We start from the raw sequence: 14,583 nt of genomic DNA, 5'->3' as shown, positions 1-14,583 counted from the left end.
GCGCATCGCGAGCAAGCTCGCTCCTACATCTGTTTCGGGCCAGTAACGCCTGCGCCGACGCGCGCGACCTCCTTGCTTGTCCCTCTCGATATCGAGGTGAACGCCAAGAGACCGCGCGCCTCTGCCTCAGGATCAATTGGCCCGAAACAAATGTAGGAGCGAGCTTGCTCGCGATGCGCCGCGCGGGCGGCGCTCGATATGCGCACCAACCCAAATCCCAAGCCCCATACCAAGGAACTAGAAAACTCCGCACTGCGGGCAATTGTTGGCAAGCAGGTCGGGACCAAGAATTCCCGACACACCGGGAAGTTTTCCCGGATACAACAAAAAACCAAAGGTAGCCGTCATGACCCGATCCCCACGTCGTCCCGTGTTCGCCTTGAGCCTGGTGCTCAGCGCCATGCTGCTTGCCGGCGCGGCCCACGCCGCTGTCAGCAATGAAGAAATTCTCCAGGACCCGAAGAACCCGCAGCAGATCGTGACCAATGGCCTGGGCGTGCAGGGCCAACGCTACAGCCCGCTGAACCTGCTCAATACCGACAACGTCAAGGACCTGCGGCCGGTCTGGGCGTTTTCCTTCGGTGGTGAGAAGCAGCGCGGCCAGCAGGCCCAGCCGCTGGTCAAGGATGGGGTGATGTACCTGACCGGCTCCTACTCGCGGGTGTTCGCCGTGGACGCCCGGACCGGCAAGAAGCTGTGGCAATACGATGCGCGCCTGCCCGATGACATTCGCCCGTGCTGTGATGTGATCAACCGCGGCGTGGCACTGTACGGCGACCTGGTGTTCTTCGGCACCCTCGACGCCAAGCTGGTGGCGCTGAACAAGGACACCGGCAAGGTGGTATGGAGCAAGAAGGTGGCCGACCACAAGGAAGGCTACTCCATCAGTGCTGCGCCGATGATCGTTAACGGCAAGCTGATCACTGGCGTCGCCGGTGGCGAGTTTGGCGTGGTGGGCAAGATCCAGGCCTACAACCCGGAAAACGGCGAACTGCTGTGGATGCGCCCGACCGTGGAAGGGCACATGGGTTACGTGTACAAGGACGGCAAGGCGATCGAGAATGGCATTTCCGGCGGCGAGGCGGGCAAAACCTGGCCCGGCGACCTGTGGAAGACCGGCGGTGCGGCGCCATGGCTTGGCGGTTACTACGACCCGGAAACCAACCTGATCCTGTTCGGCACCGGCAACCCGGCGCCGTGGAACTCGCACCTGCGCCCGGGCGACAACCTGTATTCCTCGTCGCGCCTGGCCCTGAACCCGGACGATGGCACCATCAAGTGGCACTTCCAGAGCACGCCGCATGACGGCTGGGACTTCGACGGCGTCAACGAGCTGATTTCGTTCAACTACAAGGACGGCGGCAAAGAGGTCAAGGCCGCCGCCACTGCCGACCGCAACGGCTTCTTCTACGTGCTGGACCGCACCAACGGCAAGTTCATCCGCGGCTTCCCCTTCGTCGACAAGATCACCTGGGCCACCGGCCTGGACAAGGATGGCCGGCCGATCTACAACGAGGCCAGCCGGCCGGGCGCGCCGGGTAGCGAGGCCAAGGGCAGTTCGGTGTTCGTCGCCCCGGCGTTCCTCGGTGCCAAGAACTGGATGCCGATGGCCTACAACAAGGATACCGGGCTGTTCTACGTGCCTTCCAACGAGTGGGGCATGGACATCTGGAACGAAGGCATCGCCTACAAGAAGGGCGCGGCGTTCCTCGGCGCCGGCTTCACCATCAAGCCGCTCAACGAAGACTACATCGGCGTGCTGCGCGCCATCGACCCGGTCAGCGGCAAGGAAGTGTGGCGCCACAAGAACTATGCGCCGCTGTGGGGCGGAGTGCTGACCACCAAGGGCAACCTGGTGTTCACCGGTACGCCGGAAGGCTTCCTGCAGGCGTTCAACGCCAAGACCGGCGACAAGGTCTGGGAGTTCCAGACCGGCTCCGGCGTGCTCGGCTCGCCAGTCACCTGGGAAATGGACGGCGAACAGTACGTTTCGGTGGTTTCCGGCTGGGGCGGTGCGGTGCCGCTGTGGGGCGGCGAAGTGGCCAAGCGGGTCAAGGATTTCAACCAGGGCGGCATGCTCTGGACCTTCAAGCTGCCCAAGCAACTGCAAACGGCAAGCGCCAGTCGCTAAGCCGACAGCCTGCCGCTTGCTGCCAGGGACCCTGCGGCAAGCGGCCCTACTACCAAATGACGAGAGCCCCGCTGCCAACGATGCATTCGCCCGGCAGGCGGGGCTTTTTACCATCGGCTCATCGCCTGTCGCTGGACAGGCATCGACCCACAGAGGCTCAGCATGATCTACGCACAACCCGGAACCCCAGGCGCCATCGTGTCCTTCAAGCCACGCTACGGCAATTTCATCAACGGTGAGTTCGTGCAGCCGCTGGGCGGCCAGTACTTCACCAACAGCTCGCCGGTCAACGGCCAGCCGATTGCCGAGTTCCCGCGCTCTGGCGCCCAGGACATCGAGCAGGCCCTGGACGCCGCCCATGCCGCTGCCGAGGCCTGGGGTAAGACCTCGGTGCAGGACCGTGCCCTGGTGCTGCTGAAGATCGCCGACCGTATCGAACAGAACCTGGAAGTACTGGCCGTTACCGAAAGCTGGGACAACGGCAAGGCCGTGCGCGAAACCCTCAATGCCGACGTGCCGCTGGCGGCGGACCACTTCCGCTACTTCGCCGGCTGCATCCGCGCCCAGGAAGGCGGCGCCGCCGAGATCAACGAAGGCACCGTGGCCTACCACATGCACGAACCGCTGGGCGTGGTCGGGCAGATCATCCCGTGGAACTTCCCGCTGCTGATGGCCGCCTGGAAACTCGCCCCGGCCCTGGCCGCAGGCAACTGCGTGGTGCTCAAGCCGGCGGAGCAGACGCCACTGTCGATCACCATTTTCGCCGAGCTGATCGCCGACCTGCTGCCGGCAGGGGTGCTGAACATCGTCCAGGGCTTTGGCCGGGAAGCTGGCGAGGCCCTGGCCACCAGCAAGCGCATCGCCAAGATCGCCTTCACCGGCTCCACCCCGGTGGGCTCGCACATCATGAAGTGCGCGGCCGAGAACATCATCCCGTCCACTGTCGAACTGGGCGGCAAGTCGCCGAACATCTTCTTCGAAGACATCATGCAGGCCGAGCCTGCGTTCATCGAAAAGGCAGCCGAAGGGTTGGTGCTGGCGTTCTTCAACCAGGGCGAAGTGTGCACCTGCCCGTCGCGGGCGTTGATCCAGGAGTCGATCTACGAGCCGTTCATGGCCGAGGTGATGAAGAAGATCGCCAAGATTACCCGTGGCAACCCGCTGGACACCGCGACCATGGTCGGTGCCCAGGCCTCGGAGCAGCAATACGACAAGATCCTTTCCTACTTGCAGATTGCCCGGGAGGAGGGCGCGCAGCTGCTCACCGGTGGCGGTGCCGAGCGGCTCGACGGCGACCTGGCCAGCGGTTACTACATCCAGCCGACCCTGCTCAAGGGCAACAACAAGATGCGCGTGTTCCAGGAGGAAATCTTCGGCCCGGTGGTGGGCGTGACCACCTTCAGGGACGAAGCCGAAGCGCTGGCGATCGCCAACGACAGTGAGTTTGGCCTGGGTGCGGGGTTGTGGACGCGTGACATCAACCGTGCTTATCGCATGGGCCGCGGGATCAAGGCCGGGCGTGTGTGGACCAACTGCTACCACCTGTACCCGGCGCATGCGGCGTTCGGTGGTTACAAGAAATCCGGGGTGGGCCGTGAGACGCACAAGATGATGCTCGATCACTACCAGCAGACCAAGAACCTGCTGGTGAGCTACGACATCAACCCGCTGGGCTTCTTCTAAACCGCGTCGCGGCCTTCGCGGGCTCGCCCGCTCCCACAGGTATTGCACTGGTCTTGAAACTTGTGCAGTCCCTGTGGGAGCGGGCGAGCCCGCGAAGAGGCCGGCACTGCCATGCACAAATCCACAGCAGCTCCGTATTACCCCTACCAACGCACCCCGCAAACCTGTCCCAAAGTAGCATTCGGCCCCGTCGCCCCTCGTGCATTAATGCCTCTACCGGAATCGCCCGGCACCAAGAAGAGGAATGCCCCATGTGGACTAAACCCGCCTTTACCGACCTGCGCATCGGCTTCGAAGTGACGATGTACTTCGCCAATCGTTGATGCCTGTCCGGCCATCGTAGCGATGGCCGGGTCTTTATTGCGCAAACCCCTTGTGAACCTGATCGATCGCAACCAAGCCCTGGCCTTGCGCAAAGGCTTCCGCCTGCGCTGGGAGCCGCACCAGGTGTGCCATGTGCTGCTGTACCCCGAGGGCATCATCGAGCTCAACGCCAGTGCCGGCTGGGTGCTCGAGTTGCTGGACGGCCAGCGCAGCGTGGCAGCGGTCATCGACTGCCTTGCACAGCGCTTCCCCGGTGTACCGGGGCTCGACGAGGACATCCTGGCGTTTCTGGAGGTGGCCCGTGCCAAGTACTGGATCGAATGAGCGCTGGCCACGCTTTGGTCTGGTTGCTTTCGCTGCGGGATGCTTTACGCTGGCGGTTACCTTCCAGAACAATAAGAACAGGCTTTCCGATGAGCCAGAGTTTCAGCCCGCTTCGCAAGTTCGTTTCGCCTGAGATCATCTTTGGTGCCGGCTGCCGGCATAATGTCGCCAATTACGCCAAGACCTTCGGTGCGCGCAAGGTGCTGGTGGTCAGCGACCCCGGTGTGATTGCCGCCGGTTGGGTGGCGGACGTGGAGGCCAGCCTGCAGGCCCAGGGCATCGACTACTGCCTGTACAGCGCCGTATCGCCCAACCCACGGGTCGAAGAGGTGATGCTCGGCGCCGAGATCTACCGGCAAAACCACTGTGACGTGATTGTCGCGGTCGGCGGCGGCAGCCCGATGGATTGCGGCAAGGCCATCGGTATCGTGGTCGCCCACGGGCGCAGCATCCTCGAATTCGAAGGCGTGGACATGATCCGCGTGCCCAGCCCGCCGCTGATCCTGATTCCGACCACGGCCGGCACCTCGGCGGACGTGTCGCAGTTCGTGATCATTTCCAACCAGCAGGAACGCATGAAGTTCTCCATCGTCAGCAAGGCGGTGGTGCCGGACGTGTCGCTGATCGACCCGCAAACCACCCTGAGCATGGACCCGTTCCTGTCGGCCTGCACCGGCATCGATGCACTGGTGCATGCCATCGAAGCCTTCGTCTCCACCGGACACGGCCCGCTGACCGACCCCCATGCGCTGGAAGCCATGCGCCTGATCAACGGCAACCTGGTGGAAATGATCGCCAACCCCACCGATATCGCCCTGCGCGAGAAAATCATGCTGGGCAGCATGCAGGCGGGGCTGGCGTTTTCCAATGCGATCCTGGGGGCGGTCCACGCCATGTCGCACAGCCTGGGCGGGTTCCTCGACCTGCCGCATGGCTTGTGCAACGCGGTGCTGGTGGAGCACGTGGTGGCGTTCAACTACAGCTCGGCGCCGGAGCGTTTCAAGGTGATTGCCGAAGTGCTGGGCATCGACTGCCGCGGCCTCAACCACCGGCAGATCTGCGGGCGCCTGGTGGAGCACCTGATCGCGCTGAAGCATGCCATTGGTTTCCATGAAACCCTGGGCCTGCACGGGGTGCGCACGGCCGATATCCCGTTCCTGTCGCAACATGCCATGGATGACCCGTGCATCCTCACCAACCCGCGTGCGTCGAGCCAGCGTGATGTCGAGGTCGTCTATGGCGAGGCCCTCTGACGAGCAGCAGCGGGCGCTGGCCGGGCTGCTGGGGCTGGGCGACCACTCGGCGCGCAAGAGCCATTACCCGGAGCTGGCGGCGCGCCTGGACGAGCTGGAGGCCGAACGCAACCGCTACAAATGGCTGTTCGAAAATGCCGTGCACGGGATTTTCCAGGCCAGCCTGCAAGACGGCATGCGCGCCGCCAACCCGGCGTTGGCACGCATGCTCGGTTACGACAACCCGCAAGCGTTGCTGTTTCCGCTGACGGACCTTGCCACCGACCTGTTTGCCGGCGGGGCTGAAGAGCTGCACGCCATCACCGCGACCCTCGCCCGTGAACGCAGCCTGCATGGCTATGAAACCCGCTTGCGGCGCAAGGACGGCAGCCACCTCGATGTGCTGATGAACCTGTTGCTCAAGCCCGGTCAGGAAGGGCTGGTGGAAGGGTTTGTCGCCGACATCACCGAACGCAAGCAGGCCCAGCAGCGGCTGCAGCAACTGAATGACGAACTCGAGCAACGGGTGGCCGCCCGTACCGATGAACTGCTGGAGGCCAACCGTAACCTGCAACAGCAGATCGCCGAGCGCAAACAGATCGCCCGCGCCCTGCGTGATGCCCGCGACGCCGCGGAAACAGCCAACCGCAGCAAGGACAAGTACCTCGCTGCCGCCAGCCATGACCTGCTGCAACCGCTGAATGCCGCGCGGCTGCTGATCTCGACCTTGCGCGAAAGGCCATTGCCGGACGCGGAAAAAGTGCTGGTGGAGCGTACCCATCAGGCCCTGGAGGGCGCCGAAGACCTGCTGACCGACCTGCTGGACATTTCCCGGCTCGACCAGGCGGCGGTCAAGCCGGACGTGGCGCTTTACCGCCTCGACGAACTGTTCGGGCCACTGGTCTCGGAATTCCGCTCGGTGGCCGACGCGGCAGGCCTGAAGCTGCGCGCGCGCATTGCCGACTATGCCATCAGCACCGATCTGCGGCTGATGACACGTATCCTGCGCAACTTTCTCAGCAACGCCTGCCGTTATACCGATGAGGGCAAAATTCTGCTGGGGGCCAGGCGCCGCGGCAGCCATTTGCGCCTGGAGGTGTGGGATACCGGGCGAGGCATTGCGGCAGATCGGCTGCAGGCCATTTTCCTCGAGTTCAATCAACTGGACGTTGGCCGCGCCGCCGATCGCAAGGGCGTGGGCCTGGGGCTGGCCATCGTGGAACGGATCGCCAAGATTCTCGGCTATCGGGTCGAGGTGCGCTCGTGGCCGGGGCGTGGCTCGATGTTCAGCATCGACGTGCCGATCGGCGAAGCGATGCCGCTGCCTGTTCACCAGGCTTCGCCGCAGCCGGGCACCGGCAACCCGCTGCCAGGCCGCCGCCTGCTGGTACTGGACAATGAGGTGAGCATCCTCGAGAGCATGGGCGCACTGCTCGGGCAGTGGGGCTGCGAAGTGGTTACCGCGACCGACCAGGCCGGGGCCTTGCTGGCCTTGCAGGGGCAGGCACCGGAGTTGATCCTGGCGGATTTTCACCTGGACCACGGCGTGATCGGCTGCGAGGTGGTCAAGCACTTGCGCGAACATTTCGGCGCCGCCATTCCCGCGGTGATCATCACCGCCGACCGCAGCGATCAGTGCCGACGCGCCTTGAACAAGCTCGGTGCGCCGTTGCTGAACAAACCGGTCAAACCGGGGAAGTTGCGTGCGGTGTTGAGCCAGTTGCTGGGCCAGGCCTGAGGCCCATCGCCGGCAAGCCAGGCTCCCATGGAACTGCACATGACTCATTGAATTAGCAGGGACTCTGTGGGAGCGGCTTTAGCCGCGAACACCGGCGCAGCCGGTGCCATGCACCGCGTTGGATGCTTCGCGGCTAAAGCCGCTCCCACAGGGTACGCGTACCGCTTGCGAATTCAGTTCTCTGCTGCTGTTGCCTGTGCTTCCAGCAGGGCTGTACCGAGCGTGTGGTGATAGTGCTCAGGGCCAAGCAGCCGCAAGATACCGGTCCTTTCCAGCTTGCCGAACACCTTGCTGTTGGCTTCGCACAGTTTCACCACGATCTGGCGTTTGTGCAGTTGCTGGATCACTTCCTCCAGGGTTTGCAGCCCGGTGATATCCATGAACGGAACGCGCTTCAGGCAGATCACCAGCAGTTCAGGGTCGGTATGCGTTTGTGACAGTGCGCGCTCGAAGGTTTCAGCGGCGCCAAAGAACAGCGGGCCTTCGATGGTGTACACCATCACGCCGGGGGGAAGCGATGTCTGGCCGTTGCTGTGCAGTTCATTGGCCAGTTCCTCTTCGACCACCTGTTGGACTTCGACGGACGATGCCATGCGGCGCATGAACTGAAGCATGGCGAGGATGACGCCGATATTCACGGCAATCACCAGGTCGCTGAACACCGTCAAGGTGAAGGTGACGAGCAGGATGGCGATGTCGGCTCTCGGTGCGCGTTGCAGCATGCGCTTGAAATGCTTCAACTCGCTCATGTTGTAGGCGACGACGAACAGAATCGCCGCCAGTGCGCAGAGTGGAATGTTCGACGCCAGCGGCGCGAGGAACAGAATGATCAGTACCAGCGTCACGGCATGGACGATGCCGGCCAGTGGCCCGGTAGCTCCATTGCGGATGTTGGTCGCTGTCCGGGCAATGGCCCCGGTGGCGGCAAAACCCCCGAATAGCGGCACGACCAGGTTGGCGACCCCTTGGCCGATCAGTTCCTGATTCGAGTCGTGCCTGGTCCCTGCCATGCCGTCGGCGACGACAGCAGAAAGCAACGATTCGATGGCCCCCAGCATGGCGATCGCGAAGGCCGGCCCGATCAGTTCGATCACCCGCGCCAGGGAAACCTCGGGCCAGGTGAGCGATGGCAAACCCTGTGGAATCGCCCCGAAGGTTGTGCCGATGGTAGCCACGCCGTCAAAATGGAACAGGGATTGAATGAGCGTTGCGAACACCATGGCTACCAGTGGCCCGGGCAGACGTTTCAGCACGGGCAACCTAGGCGTGAGGATCAGCAGGGCAAGGCTGCAGGTTGCGAGCAGCGTCGTGGCAAGGTGGAGGTCCGGCAGGGCTTGCAACAGATGCCATAGTTTTTCGTGGAAGTGCCCGCCTTCGATTTCGGGCAGGCCGAAGAAATCACGCCATTGCCCCACCCAGATGATGATGCCGATACCGGCGGTGAAACCCACGATCACCGGGTCGGGAATGAACTTGATGACTGCGCCCAGGCGGGTAATGCCAAGCACCAGCAGTATGGCGCCAGCCATCATCGTGGCCAGTTGCAAGCCTTCGACTCCGTACTTCGCCGTCACCCCTGCAAGGATCACGATGAATGCTCCGGTAGGCCCGGCGATTTGCAATCGACTGCCGCCCAGCAGGGAAACCAGCAACCCGCCTATGATTGCCGTGTAGATACCTTGCTCTGGTTTGACCCCGGACGCGATGGCGAAGGCCATGGCGAGGGGAAGCGCAACAACGCCAACGATAAGGCCGGATACAAGGTTGCGCATCCAGTGTTCACGCTTGAACAAGCCGGCTTTCCAGGCTTCGCGTACCGCGATCATCGCAGGCTCCTTGATAAGGTGCATGCACATAGTATTTAGCATGTCATGCGCAGGAGGAGCACCCAGCCGCTGTTCGTGAGATGGGACACCGCGTCCCGGAATCCAGCCTGTCGTCAGTAAACCTGCTTATATATCTTACGGTTGCTCAACTCGCGCACTGGAACGGTAATGTGAGTGTGCTCGCGGACGCGCAGATACGCCTCCAGCCAATGTACTAACCCGGCCTGGCGAACCATACGCCCCTGCGCGGTTCCCTGGTCGTGTCCCGAGGTGCCGGATGGCTCCACTGATTTCGTATTTCAAGCTGGCCTTGAACCCTGGCCGCGGGGTGCTGTTCTTCGCACTGCGCACCATCGTTGCAGGCTTGCTGTGCCTCTACCTGGCGTTCATCTTCGACCTGGAGCAGCCGAAGTGGGCGCTGATGACCGTGATCATCATCAGCCTGCCGTTGGCCGGCATGGCCCTAAAACGCAGTTTTGCCCAGGTACTGGGCACCGCCGCGGGGGCAGCCATGGCGGTGGTCATCATGGCCTTGTTCCCCCAGGCGCCAATGCCTTTCATCGTCTGCCTGGCCCTGTGGCTGGCGTTCTGCACGGCGGGCGGCACGCTGTTGCGCTATACCGACTCGCATGCCTTCGTCCTCAGCGGGTTTACCGCCGTGGTGGTCGCGATGCTGGCGGTGCCGGAACCGGACGGCATCCTCCTGCTGGCCATCACCCGGCTGACCGAAACCCTGTTGGCGGTTGCCTGCGTGGCCGTGGTCAGTTTGTTGAGCGCGCGCCCACAGGCAGTGGCGCAGGGCTACTTCAGCAAGGTCGACAGCCTGGTCAAGCTGATCGCCCGACACGCCGCCGAGGTGGTGCGCAGCGAAGAGGACGAAGCTGCGCAGCACCAGCGGCAGGCGTTATTGATCAGCGAGATCAGTGCGCTGGAAGGCCTGCGCCGCCATCTCTATTTTGATGCGCCGCACCTGCGCAATGCCGATGGGCTGGTGCAGCTGCTGGCCAACCAACTGGTGCTGCTGGTGTCGCGCCTGCTGGTATTGCGCCAACAGCGCGAGTTGATCAAGCAGCACTGGCAAGGGCCATTGCCAGAAGAAATCCAGCTGTTGCGCCAGGACGAGCTGGACAACCTGGAGGCACTGGCCCGTGACGGTGTGAAGTTGTCGGCGCAGCGCCGCGAAGCGATCCACCAGCTGTACCAGCGCTTCGACGCCGCCGCTGACCGGGTCGAGTTTCTTGACGAACCCTTGCCCCCGCGCATGCGCTCGCTGGCCTGGGCCCTGCGCTGGGAGCAGGCGCGCCTGCTGCAGCAACTGAACGAGCTGATCGAGCTCAACGAGGCGATCCAGCAGGGCAGGGGCGCCAGTTGCCCCCATGCCCAAGGGCAGGCCAACGCCTTGCATCTGGACTTCCGCCTGGCCGGCATGAACGCCGTGCGGGCCTTCCTGGCGCTGTTTCTCGCCGGTTGGTTGTGGATTGAAACGGCCTGGGACGGCGCGCGTTCCGGGGTGATCCTGATCGGTGTCATGTGCTCGCTGATGGCGACGCTGCCGCGGCCGTTGCTGGCCAGCCAGAACTACAACCGTGGCCTGCTGGTCGCGCTGCTGCTATCCGCCATCTACCAGTTTGCCCTGCTGCCGATGTTCACCGATTTCGAAATGCTTGCCGTGTGCCTGGTGCCATTGCTGTACCTGGCCGCCGTTGGCCTGGCCAGCCCCATGACCGCTGGCATCGGCATGGGTATCGGGTTGATCAGCCTGTTGATGATCGGGCCGCAGAATGTCGGCGCCTACCACAACAGTGCCATGCAGTGGTTCGAGTTCGCCGGCGGCTATGTGGCCGCTGGCGGGCTGGCGATGGTGGTGTTCGCCCTGGTGTTCCCGTTCAACCCGCAAAAGCGCATGGCCCGGTTGTTCCGCCAGACCCGCGAGGATGTGCATGAGTACGTGACGGCACCTGCCAGCGTGGCGCGTCAGTTCGATTTCGAGAGCCGCATGCTGGACCGCCTGTCGGCGATGATCGGCCTGTTGCCCGCCGCCACTGATCCGCGCTCCCGGGAACTGTTCGATTGCAGCCTGGTGTGCCCGGCGCTGGCTATCGCGCTGGGCCAGGCGCATGCCCAGTGCGTCAGCCTCACGGTGCTGCCTGGCGGCATCAGGGCGCGTTTGCGCCTAAGGTTGCAGGAGATGGCAGATACAGTGGGTGCGCGCCGTCGGGTGGATGTCGATTTGCTGCTGCGCGAGCTGGCCGAGCTTGCCGAAGCGCTGGACGCGCTGCACCAGGCTCACGCCGAGGCGGGTCGCGAGACGCTGCGGCAGTTGTTCATCCTGCGGGTCGCGCTGTCGGTTGCCGGTCAGCTGCTGCAGCGCTATCGGGCGGTGCTGGCAGCGCAGACCTTGCCTGAGGAGGAGGGCGCCTATGCCCGTTGATTTCGAGTTTGGCGGGGTCTACCTGCCGCCGATTGCCCAGGCGCTGTTGTTGGGGTTGCCGCTGTTCCTGGTGCTGGACGCCCTGTTGCGGCGCAGTGGCGTGCTGGCGCGGGTGTGGCACCCGGCGCTGTTGCAGGGCGCCTCGTATGCCGCGATCTGCGCGGCGCTGGTGTTGTTGATGGGAGTGAGTGCCTGAAAATGCCTGTGTTGAAACCTGTTCTGGCCAAGGGCCTGACCTTGGCGGTGCTGGCGCTAGCCGTGGTGCTGGGTTGGTTCGCCTGGGACTACTACACACGTGCGCCCTGGACCCGTGACGCCCGTGTGCGGGCCGATGTGGTGACCCTGTCGGCCGAGGTGGCAGGGCGCATCATCGAGCTGCCGGTGCAAGATAACCAGTTCGTCAGGCAAGGCGACCTGCTGCTGCAAATCGACCCGGCGCGCTACGAGCTGGCTGTGCTGCATGCCGTGCGAGCCGTCGAAGTGGCGCGTGCGGCGCTGGGCCAGTCGCAGGCCGCCATCGTCGCCAACGAGGCGCAGCTCAAGCAGCGGCGCAGCGAAGAGCAACGTCGACGCAAGCTGCAATCGCTGTCGGCAATCTCTGCCGAAGAATGGGAAAAGGCCGGTACCGACGTGGCCGTGGCCCAGGCCGACCTGCTGCGCGAACAGTCCAACCTCGGCCTGGCGCAGGCCAACGTGCAACTCGCCGAAGCCACGCTGCAGCAGGCCCGGCTCGACCTTGAGCGCACCCGGGTCAGCGCCCCGGTCAGTGGTTTTGTAACCAACCTGCTGACCCGTCAGGGCGACTATGCCCAGCCGGGCATGCCGTTGCTGGCGCTGGTCGACAGTTCGTCGTTCCACGTCAGCGGCTATTTCGAGGAAACCAAGTTGCCGAAAATCAAGGTGGGTAGCCGTGCGCGCATCGCCTTGATGAGTGGCGAGGTGCTGGATGGCACGGTAGAGAGCATCGCCTACGCCATTACCGACCGCGAGAACCAGCCAGGCAACCGCCTGCTGGCCAACGTCAACCCGAGTTACACCTGGGTCAAGCTTGCCCAGCGCATCCCGGTGCGGCTGCGCCTGGAGCGCAGTGCCGACGCGCCCCCTTTGCGCGCGGGGACCACAGCCACCGTCACCATTCTCGAGTAACAGGGGGGCGAGGTGATTACCCTGCTTCTTTCAGTTGATCGACTTCTTGTGGCAGCGTTCGAGCACCCGGTGTAGCGCCTTTGGCTGGGGACAGCGTTCATCAGGCAGAACGCTGCGGTGCATTTCATCGCCTATCGTCAGTGAAGTCGTGCATCTATCATTCAGGCTTTGCGGCCTGCGTAGCCGGGTGGCCACAGGCAATCGTCAATCAGGAGTTTCAATGGCAGAGCGAGCTATTCGCGCCTCTTTTGCAGGCGTGGCGTACCAGGTGAACGTGACAGACGGCCTGCACCAGTGGGCCAGCGATGTTGACGCGGCGGCAGGAGGCGGGGATGTCGGGCCGTCACCCCATGGGCTGTTGCTGTCTTCCCTCGGCGCTTGCACCTCCATCACGGTTGCCATGTACGCACAGCGCAAGGAAATGCCGTTGCAAGCCATCGATGTGGCTATCCGTATCGAGCAGGAACAACTAGGGCGCGAACCCCGGATCCAGATTGCCCGTGACATTCGTTTGAGCGGCCCGCTGAGCGAAGAGCAACGCACGCGCTTGCTGGAAGTTGCCAATGCCTGCCCCATTCACAAGGTGTTGAGCGGCGAAATCATCATCGCCAGCAAGCTGGTTGGATGAATTTAGCCGCGAACACCGGCGAAGCCGGTGCCAGACACTGCGGTGCCGTGGTGCTTCACTGCACCTCGCACGTTTCCTGCGAAGGCACACCGTAGGACACGTAATATGCCAGCCCCACGAAGATCGCCCCTCCCACCGCATTCCCCAGGAACACGGCCACCAGGTTCTCCACCAACTGCACCCAGCTCAAGTACCCGGCAAAGATCGCTGCCGGAATCAGGAACATGTTGGCTACCACGTGCTGGAAACCGATGGCGACGAAAGCCATGATCGGGAACCAGATACCGAGAATCTTGCCGCTCATCTCACGGCTGGCATACGACAGCCACACCGCCAGGCACACCAGCCAGTTGCAGCCGATGCCGGACACGAAGGCGTGGAGGAAGTCGGCGTTGGTCTTGCTGGTCGCGGCCGCCAACGTCTTGTTCAGGTAGGCCCCTTCGGTCAGGCCCAGCAGGTGACCGAAGCACCCGGCGACGAACGTTGCACCCAACAGGTTGGCCACGGTCACCAGCAGCCAGTTGCGTGCCACGGCGCCTGGACCGATACGCCGGGCGAACATCGCCAACGGCAAGCTCATCATGTTGCCGGTGAGCAGCTCGCCACCGGCCAGGATCACCAGGATCAGGCCGATGGGGAATACTGCCGCGCCCAACAGCGTGCCGAACGAGGCCCACTGCACCGGGATCATGGTGCTGACGTGGATAGCCAGGAGAAACCCCAGCGAAATGAATGCACCTGCGAGAAACCCCAGGACCAGTGTCGCGTGGGTGGATAGATGGGCTTTTTTGACTCCGCTCTCAATGACGAGCTCGGTGATACGGGAGGGGCTATTGACGGACATTTCGCAAACTCGAACACAGTGACGGCGACGCAATGGGTAGGCACGCCGTGGTGGGGCTTGATCAGTACGGGGACAGGCTGCGCAGCAGGCCCAAAGGTGTAACGCACGGCTTTGGGCCAGCTTCGAAGAGGGCGGCAAGCTACATGAGGCAATTTGACGCGGTCAAATCGATGGAATGGATGAGTTGATAGACCGCGTCGATGACCTCCGCAGGTCAGCGCGCGTAGATCTGCTTCCCGGCGAACCAGGTCTGCAGCATCACCCAGGGCAAGTTGA

General features: G+C 63.3%; 12 protein-coding genes. 10 read left to right on the top strand and 2 right to left on the bottom strand.

The window, feature by feature from the left end; all coding sequences use genetic code 11:
* Nucleotides 1–346 precede the first annotated feature (346 nt).
* From pedH to A4C63_RS16170, 6 genes are all read left to right on the top strand, one after another.
* The gene (gene pedH / locus A4C63_RS16190) at nt 347–2,131 is read left to right on the top strand and encodes a PQQ-dependent alcohol dehydrogenase PedH (protein ID WP_063913551.1); all 1,785 of its coding nucleotides are present in this window, start codon (nt 347–349) and stop codon (nt 2,129–2,131) included.
* A gap of 162 nt (nt 2,132–2,293) precedes the next feature.
* Entirely contained in the window at nt 2,294–3,814 is a 1,521-nt protein-coding gene (locus tag A4C63_RS16185; protein WP_063913550.1) for an aldehyde dehydrogenase family protein, read from the top strand.
* Between the two features lie 251 nt (nt 3,815–4,065).
* Nucleotides 4,066–4,137, top strand: a complete 72-nt coding sequence (pqqA, locus tag A4C63_RS25790; RefSeq protein ID WP_003253598.1) for a pyrroloquinoline quinone precursor peptide PqqA — start codon at nt 4,066–4,068, stop codon at nt 4,135–4,137.
* A gap of 52 nt (nt 4,138–4,189) precedes the next feature.
* Nucleotides 4,190–4,462: a pyrroloquinoline quinone biosynthesis peptide chaperone PqqD gene (pqqD, locus tag A4C63_RS16180; RefSeq protein ID WP_063913549.1), complete on the top strand. Its 273-nt coding sequence runs from the start codon at nt 4,190–4,192 to the stop codon at nt 4,460–4,462.
* A gap of 89 nt (nt 4,463–4,551) precedes the next feature.
* The gene (gene ercA, locus A4C63_RS16175) at nt 4,552–5,715 is read left to right on the top strand and encodes an alcohol dehydrogenase-like regulatory protein ErcA (protein WP_063913548.1); all 1,164 of its coding nucleotides are present in this window, start codon (nt 4,552–4,554) and stop codon (nt 5,713–5,715) included.
* Nucleotides 5,699–7,432 (top strand): NahK/ErcS family hybrid sensor histidine kinase/response regulator, encoded by a 1,734-nt coding sequence (locus A4C63_RS16170; protein WP_063913547.1) that lies wholly within the window; start codon nt 5,699–5,701, stop codon nt 7,430–7,432. Before ercA ends, A4C63_RS16170 begins: the two co-directional genes overlap by 17 nt.
* Before the next feature lie 173 nt (nt 7,433–7,605).
* Here the strand turns inward: A4C63_RS16170 and A4C63_RS16165 are convergent, their stop codons facing one another.
* Nucleotides 7,606–9,258 carry a SulP family inorganic anion transporter gene (locus A4C63_RS16165; protein WP_063913546.1) on the bottom strand — a complete coding sequence of 551 codons (1,653 nt, stop codon included), beginning with the start codon at nt 9,256–9,258 and terminating at the stop codon, nt 7,606–7,608.
* 277 nt (nt 9,259–9,535) lie between these two features.
* Between A4C63_RS16165 and A4C63_RS16160 the strand changes: the two genes are divergently transcribed.
* From A4C63_RS16160 to A4C63_RS16145, 4 genes are all read left to right on the top strand, one after another.
* Nucleotides 9,536–11,689, top strand: a complete 2,154-nt coding sequence (locus A4C63_RS16160) for an FUSC family protein (protein ID WP_063913545.1) — start codon at nt 9,536–9,538, stop codon at nt 11,687–11,689.
* Nucleotides 11,679–11,885: a DUF1656 domain-containing protein gene (locus A4C63_RS16155; RefSeq protein WP_063913544.1), complete on the top strand. Its 207-nt coding sequence runs from the start codon at nt 11,679–11,681 to the stop codon at nt 11,883–11,885. Before A4C63_RS16160 ends, A4C63_RS16155 begins: the two co-directional genes overlap by 11 nt.
* Nucleotides 11,886–11,896: 11 nt before the next feature.
* Nucleotides 11,897–12,835: an HlyD family secretion protein gene (locus tag A4C63_RS16150; RefSeq protein WP_063913779.1), complete on the top strand. Its 939-nt coding sequence runs from the start codon at nt 11,897–11,899 to the stop codon at nt 12,833–12,835.
* A 220-nt stretch (nt 12,836–13,055) separates the two neighbouring features.
* Nucleotides 13,056–13,463 carry an OsmC family protein gene (locus A4C63_RS16145; protein ID WP_063913543.1) on the top strand — a complete coding sequence of 136 codons (408 nt, stop codon included), beginning with the start codon at nt 13,056–13,058 and terminating at the stop codon, nt 13,461–13,463.
* A 55-nt stretch (nt 13,464–13,518) separates the two neighbouring features.
* Here A4C63_RS16145 and A4C63_RS16140 read toward each other — a convergent pair whose 3' ends face one another.
* Complete coding sequence (locus tag A4C63_RS16140) at nt 13,519–14,307, bottom strand: formate/nitrite transporter family protein (RefSeq protein ID WP_063913542.1); 789 nt, start codon at nt 14,305–14,307, stop codon at nt 13,519–13,521.
* Nucleotides 14,308–14,583: the final 276 nt, after the last annotated feature.

The sequence above is a fragment of the Pseudomonas sp. p21 genome (genome assembly GCF_001642705.1).
Lineage (GTDB): Bacteria > Pseudomonadota > Gammaproteobacteria > Pseudomonadales > Pseudomonadaceae > Aquipseudomonas.
Note: the sequence above shows the minus strand (reverse complement) of the source record. Positions and strands in the feature narration are given on the sequence as shown.

Bases quoted from the DNA above. Each gene is read 5' to 3' on its own strand.
- pedH (WP_063913551.1), top strand. From the start codon at position 347: ATGACCCGATCCCCACGTCGTCCCGTGTTCGCCTTGAGCCTGGTGCTC.
- A4C63_RS16185 (WP_063913550.1), top strand. From the start codon at position 2,294: ATGATCTACGCACAACCCGGAACCCCAGGCGCCATCGTGTCCTTCAAG.
- ercA (WP_063913548.1), top strand. From the start codon at position 4,552: ATGAGCCAGAGTTTCAGCCCGCTTCGCAAGTTCGTTTCGCCTGAGATC.
- A4C63_RS16170 (WP_063913547.1), top strand. From the start codon at position 5,699: ATGGCGAGGCCCTCTGACGAGCAGCAGCGGGCGCTGGCCGGGCTGCTG.
- A4C63_RS16165 (WP_063913546.1), bottom strand. From the start codon at position 9,258: ATGATCGCGGTACGCGAAGCCTGGAAAGCCGGCTTGTTCAAGCGTGAA.
- A4C63_RS16160 (WP_063913545.1), top strand. From the start codon at position 9,536: ATGGCTCCACTGATTTCGTATTTCAAGCTGGCCTTGAACCCTGGCCGC.
- A4C63_RS16155 (WP_063913544.1), top strand. From the start codon at position 11,679: ATGCCCGTTGATTTCGAGTTTGGCGGGGTCTACCTGCCGCCGATTGCC.
- A4C63_RS16145 (WP_063913543.1), top strand. From the start codon at position 13,056: ATGGCAGAGCGAGCTATTCGCGCCTCTTTTGCAGGCGTGGCGTACCAG.
- A4C63_RS16140 (WP_063913542.1), bottom strand. From the start codon at position 14,307: ATGTCCGTCAATAGCCCCTCCCGTATCACCGAGCTCGTCATTGAGAGC.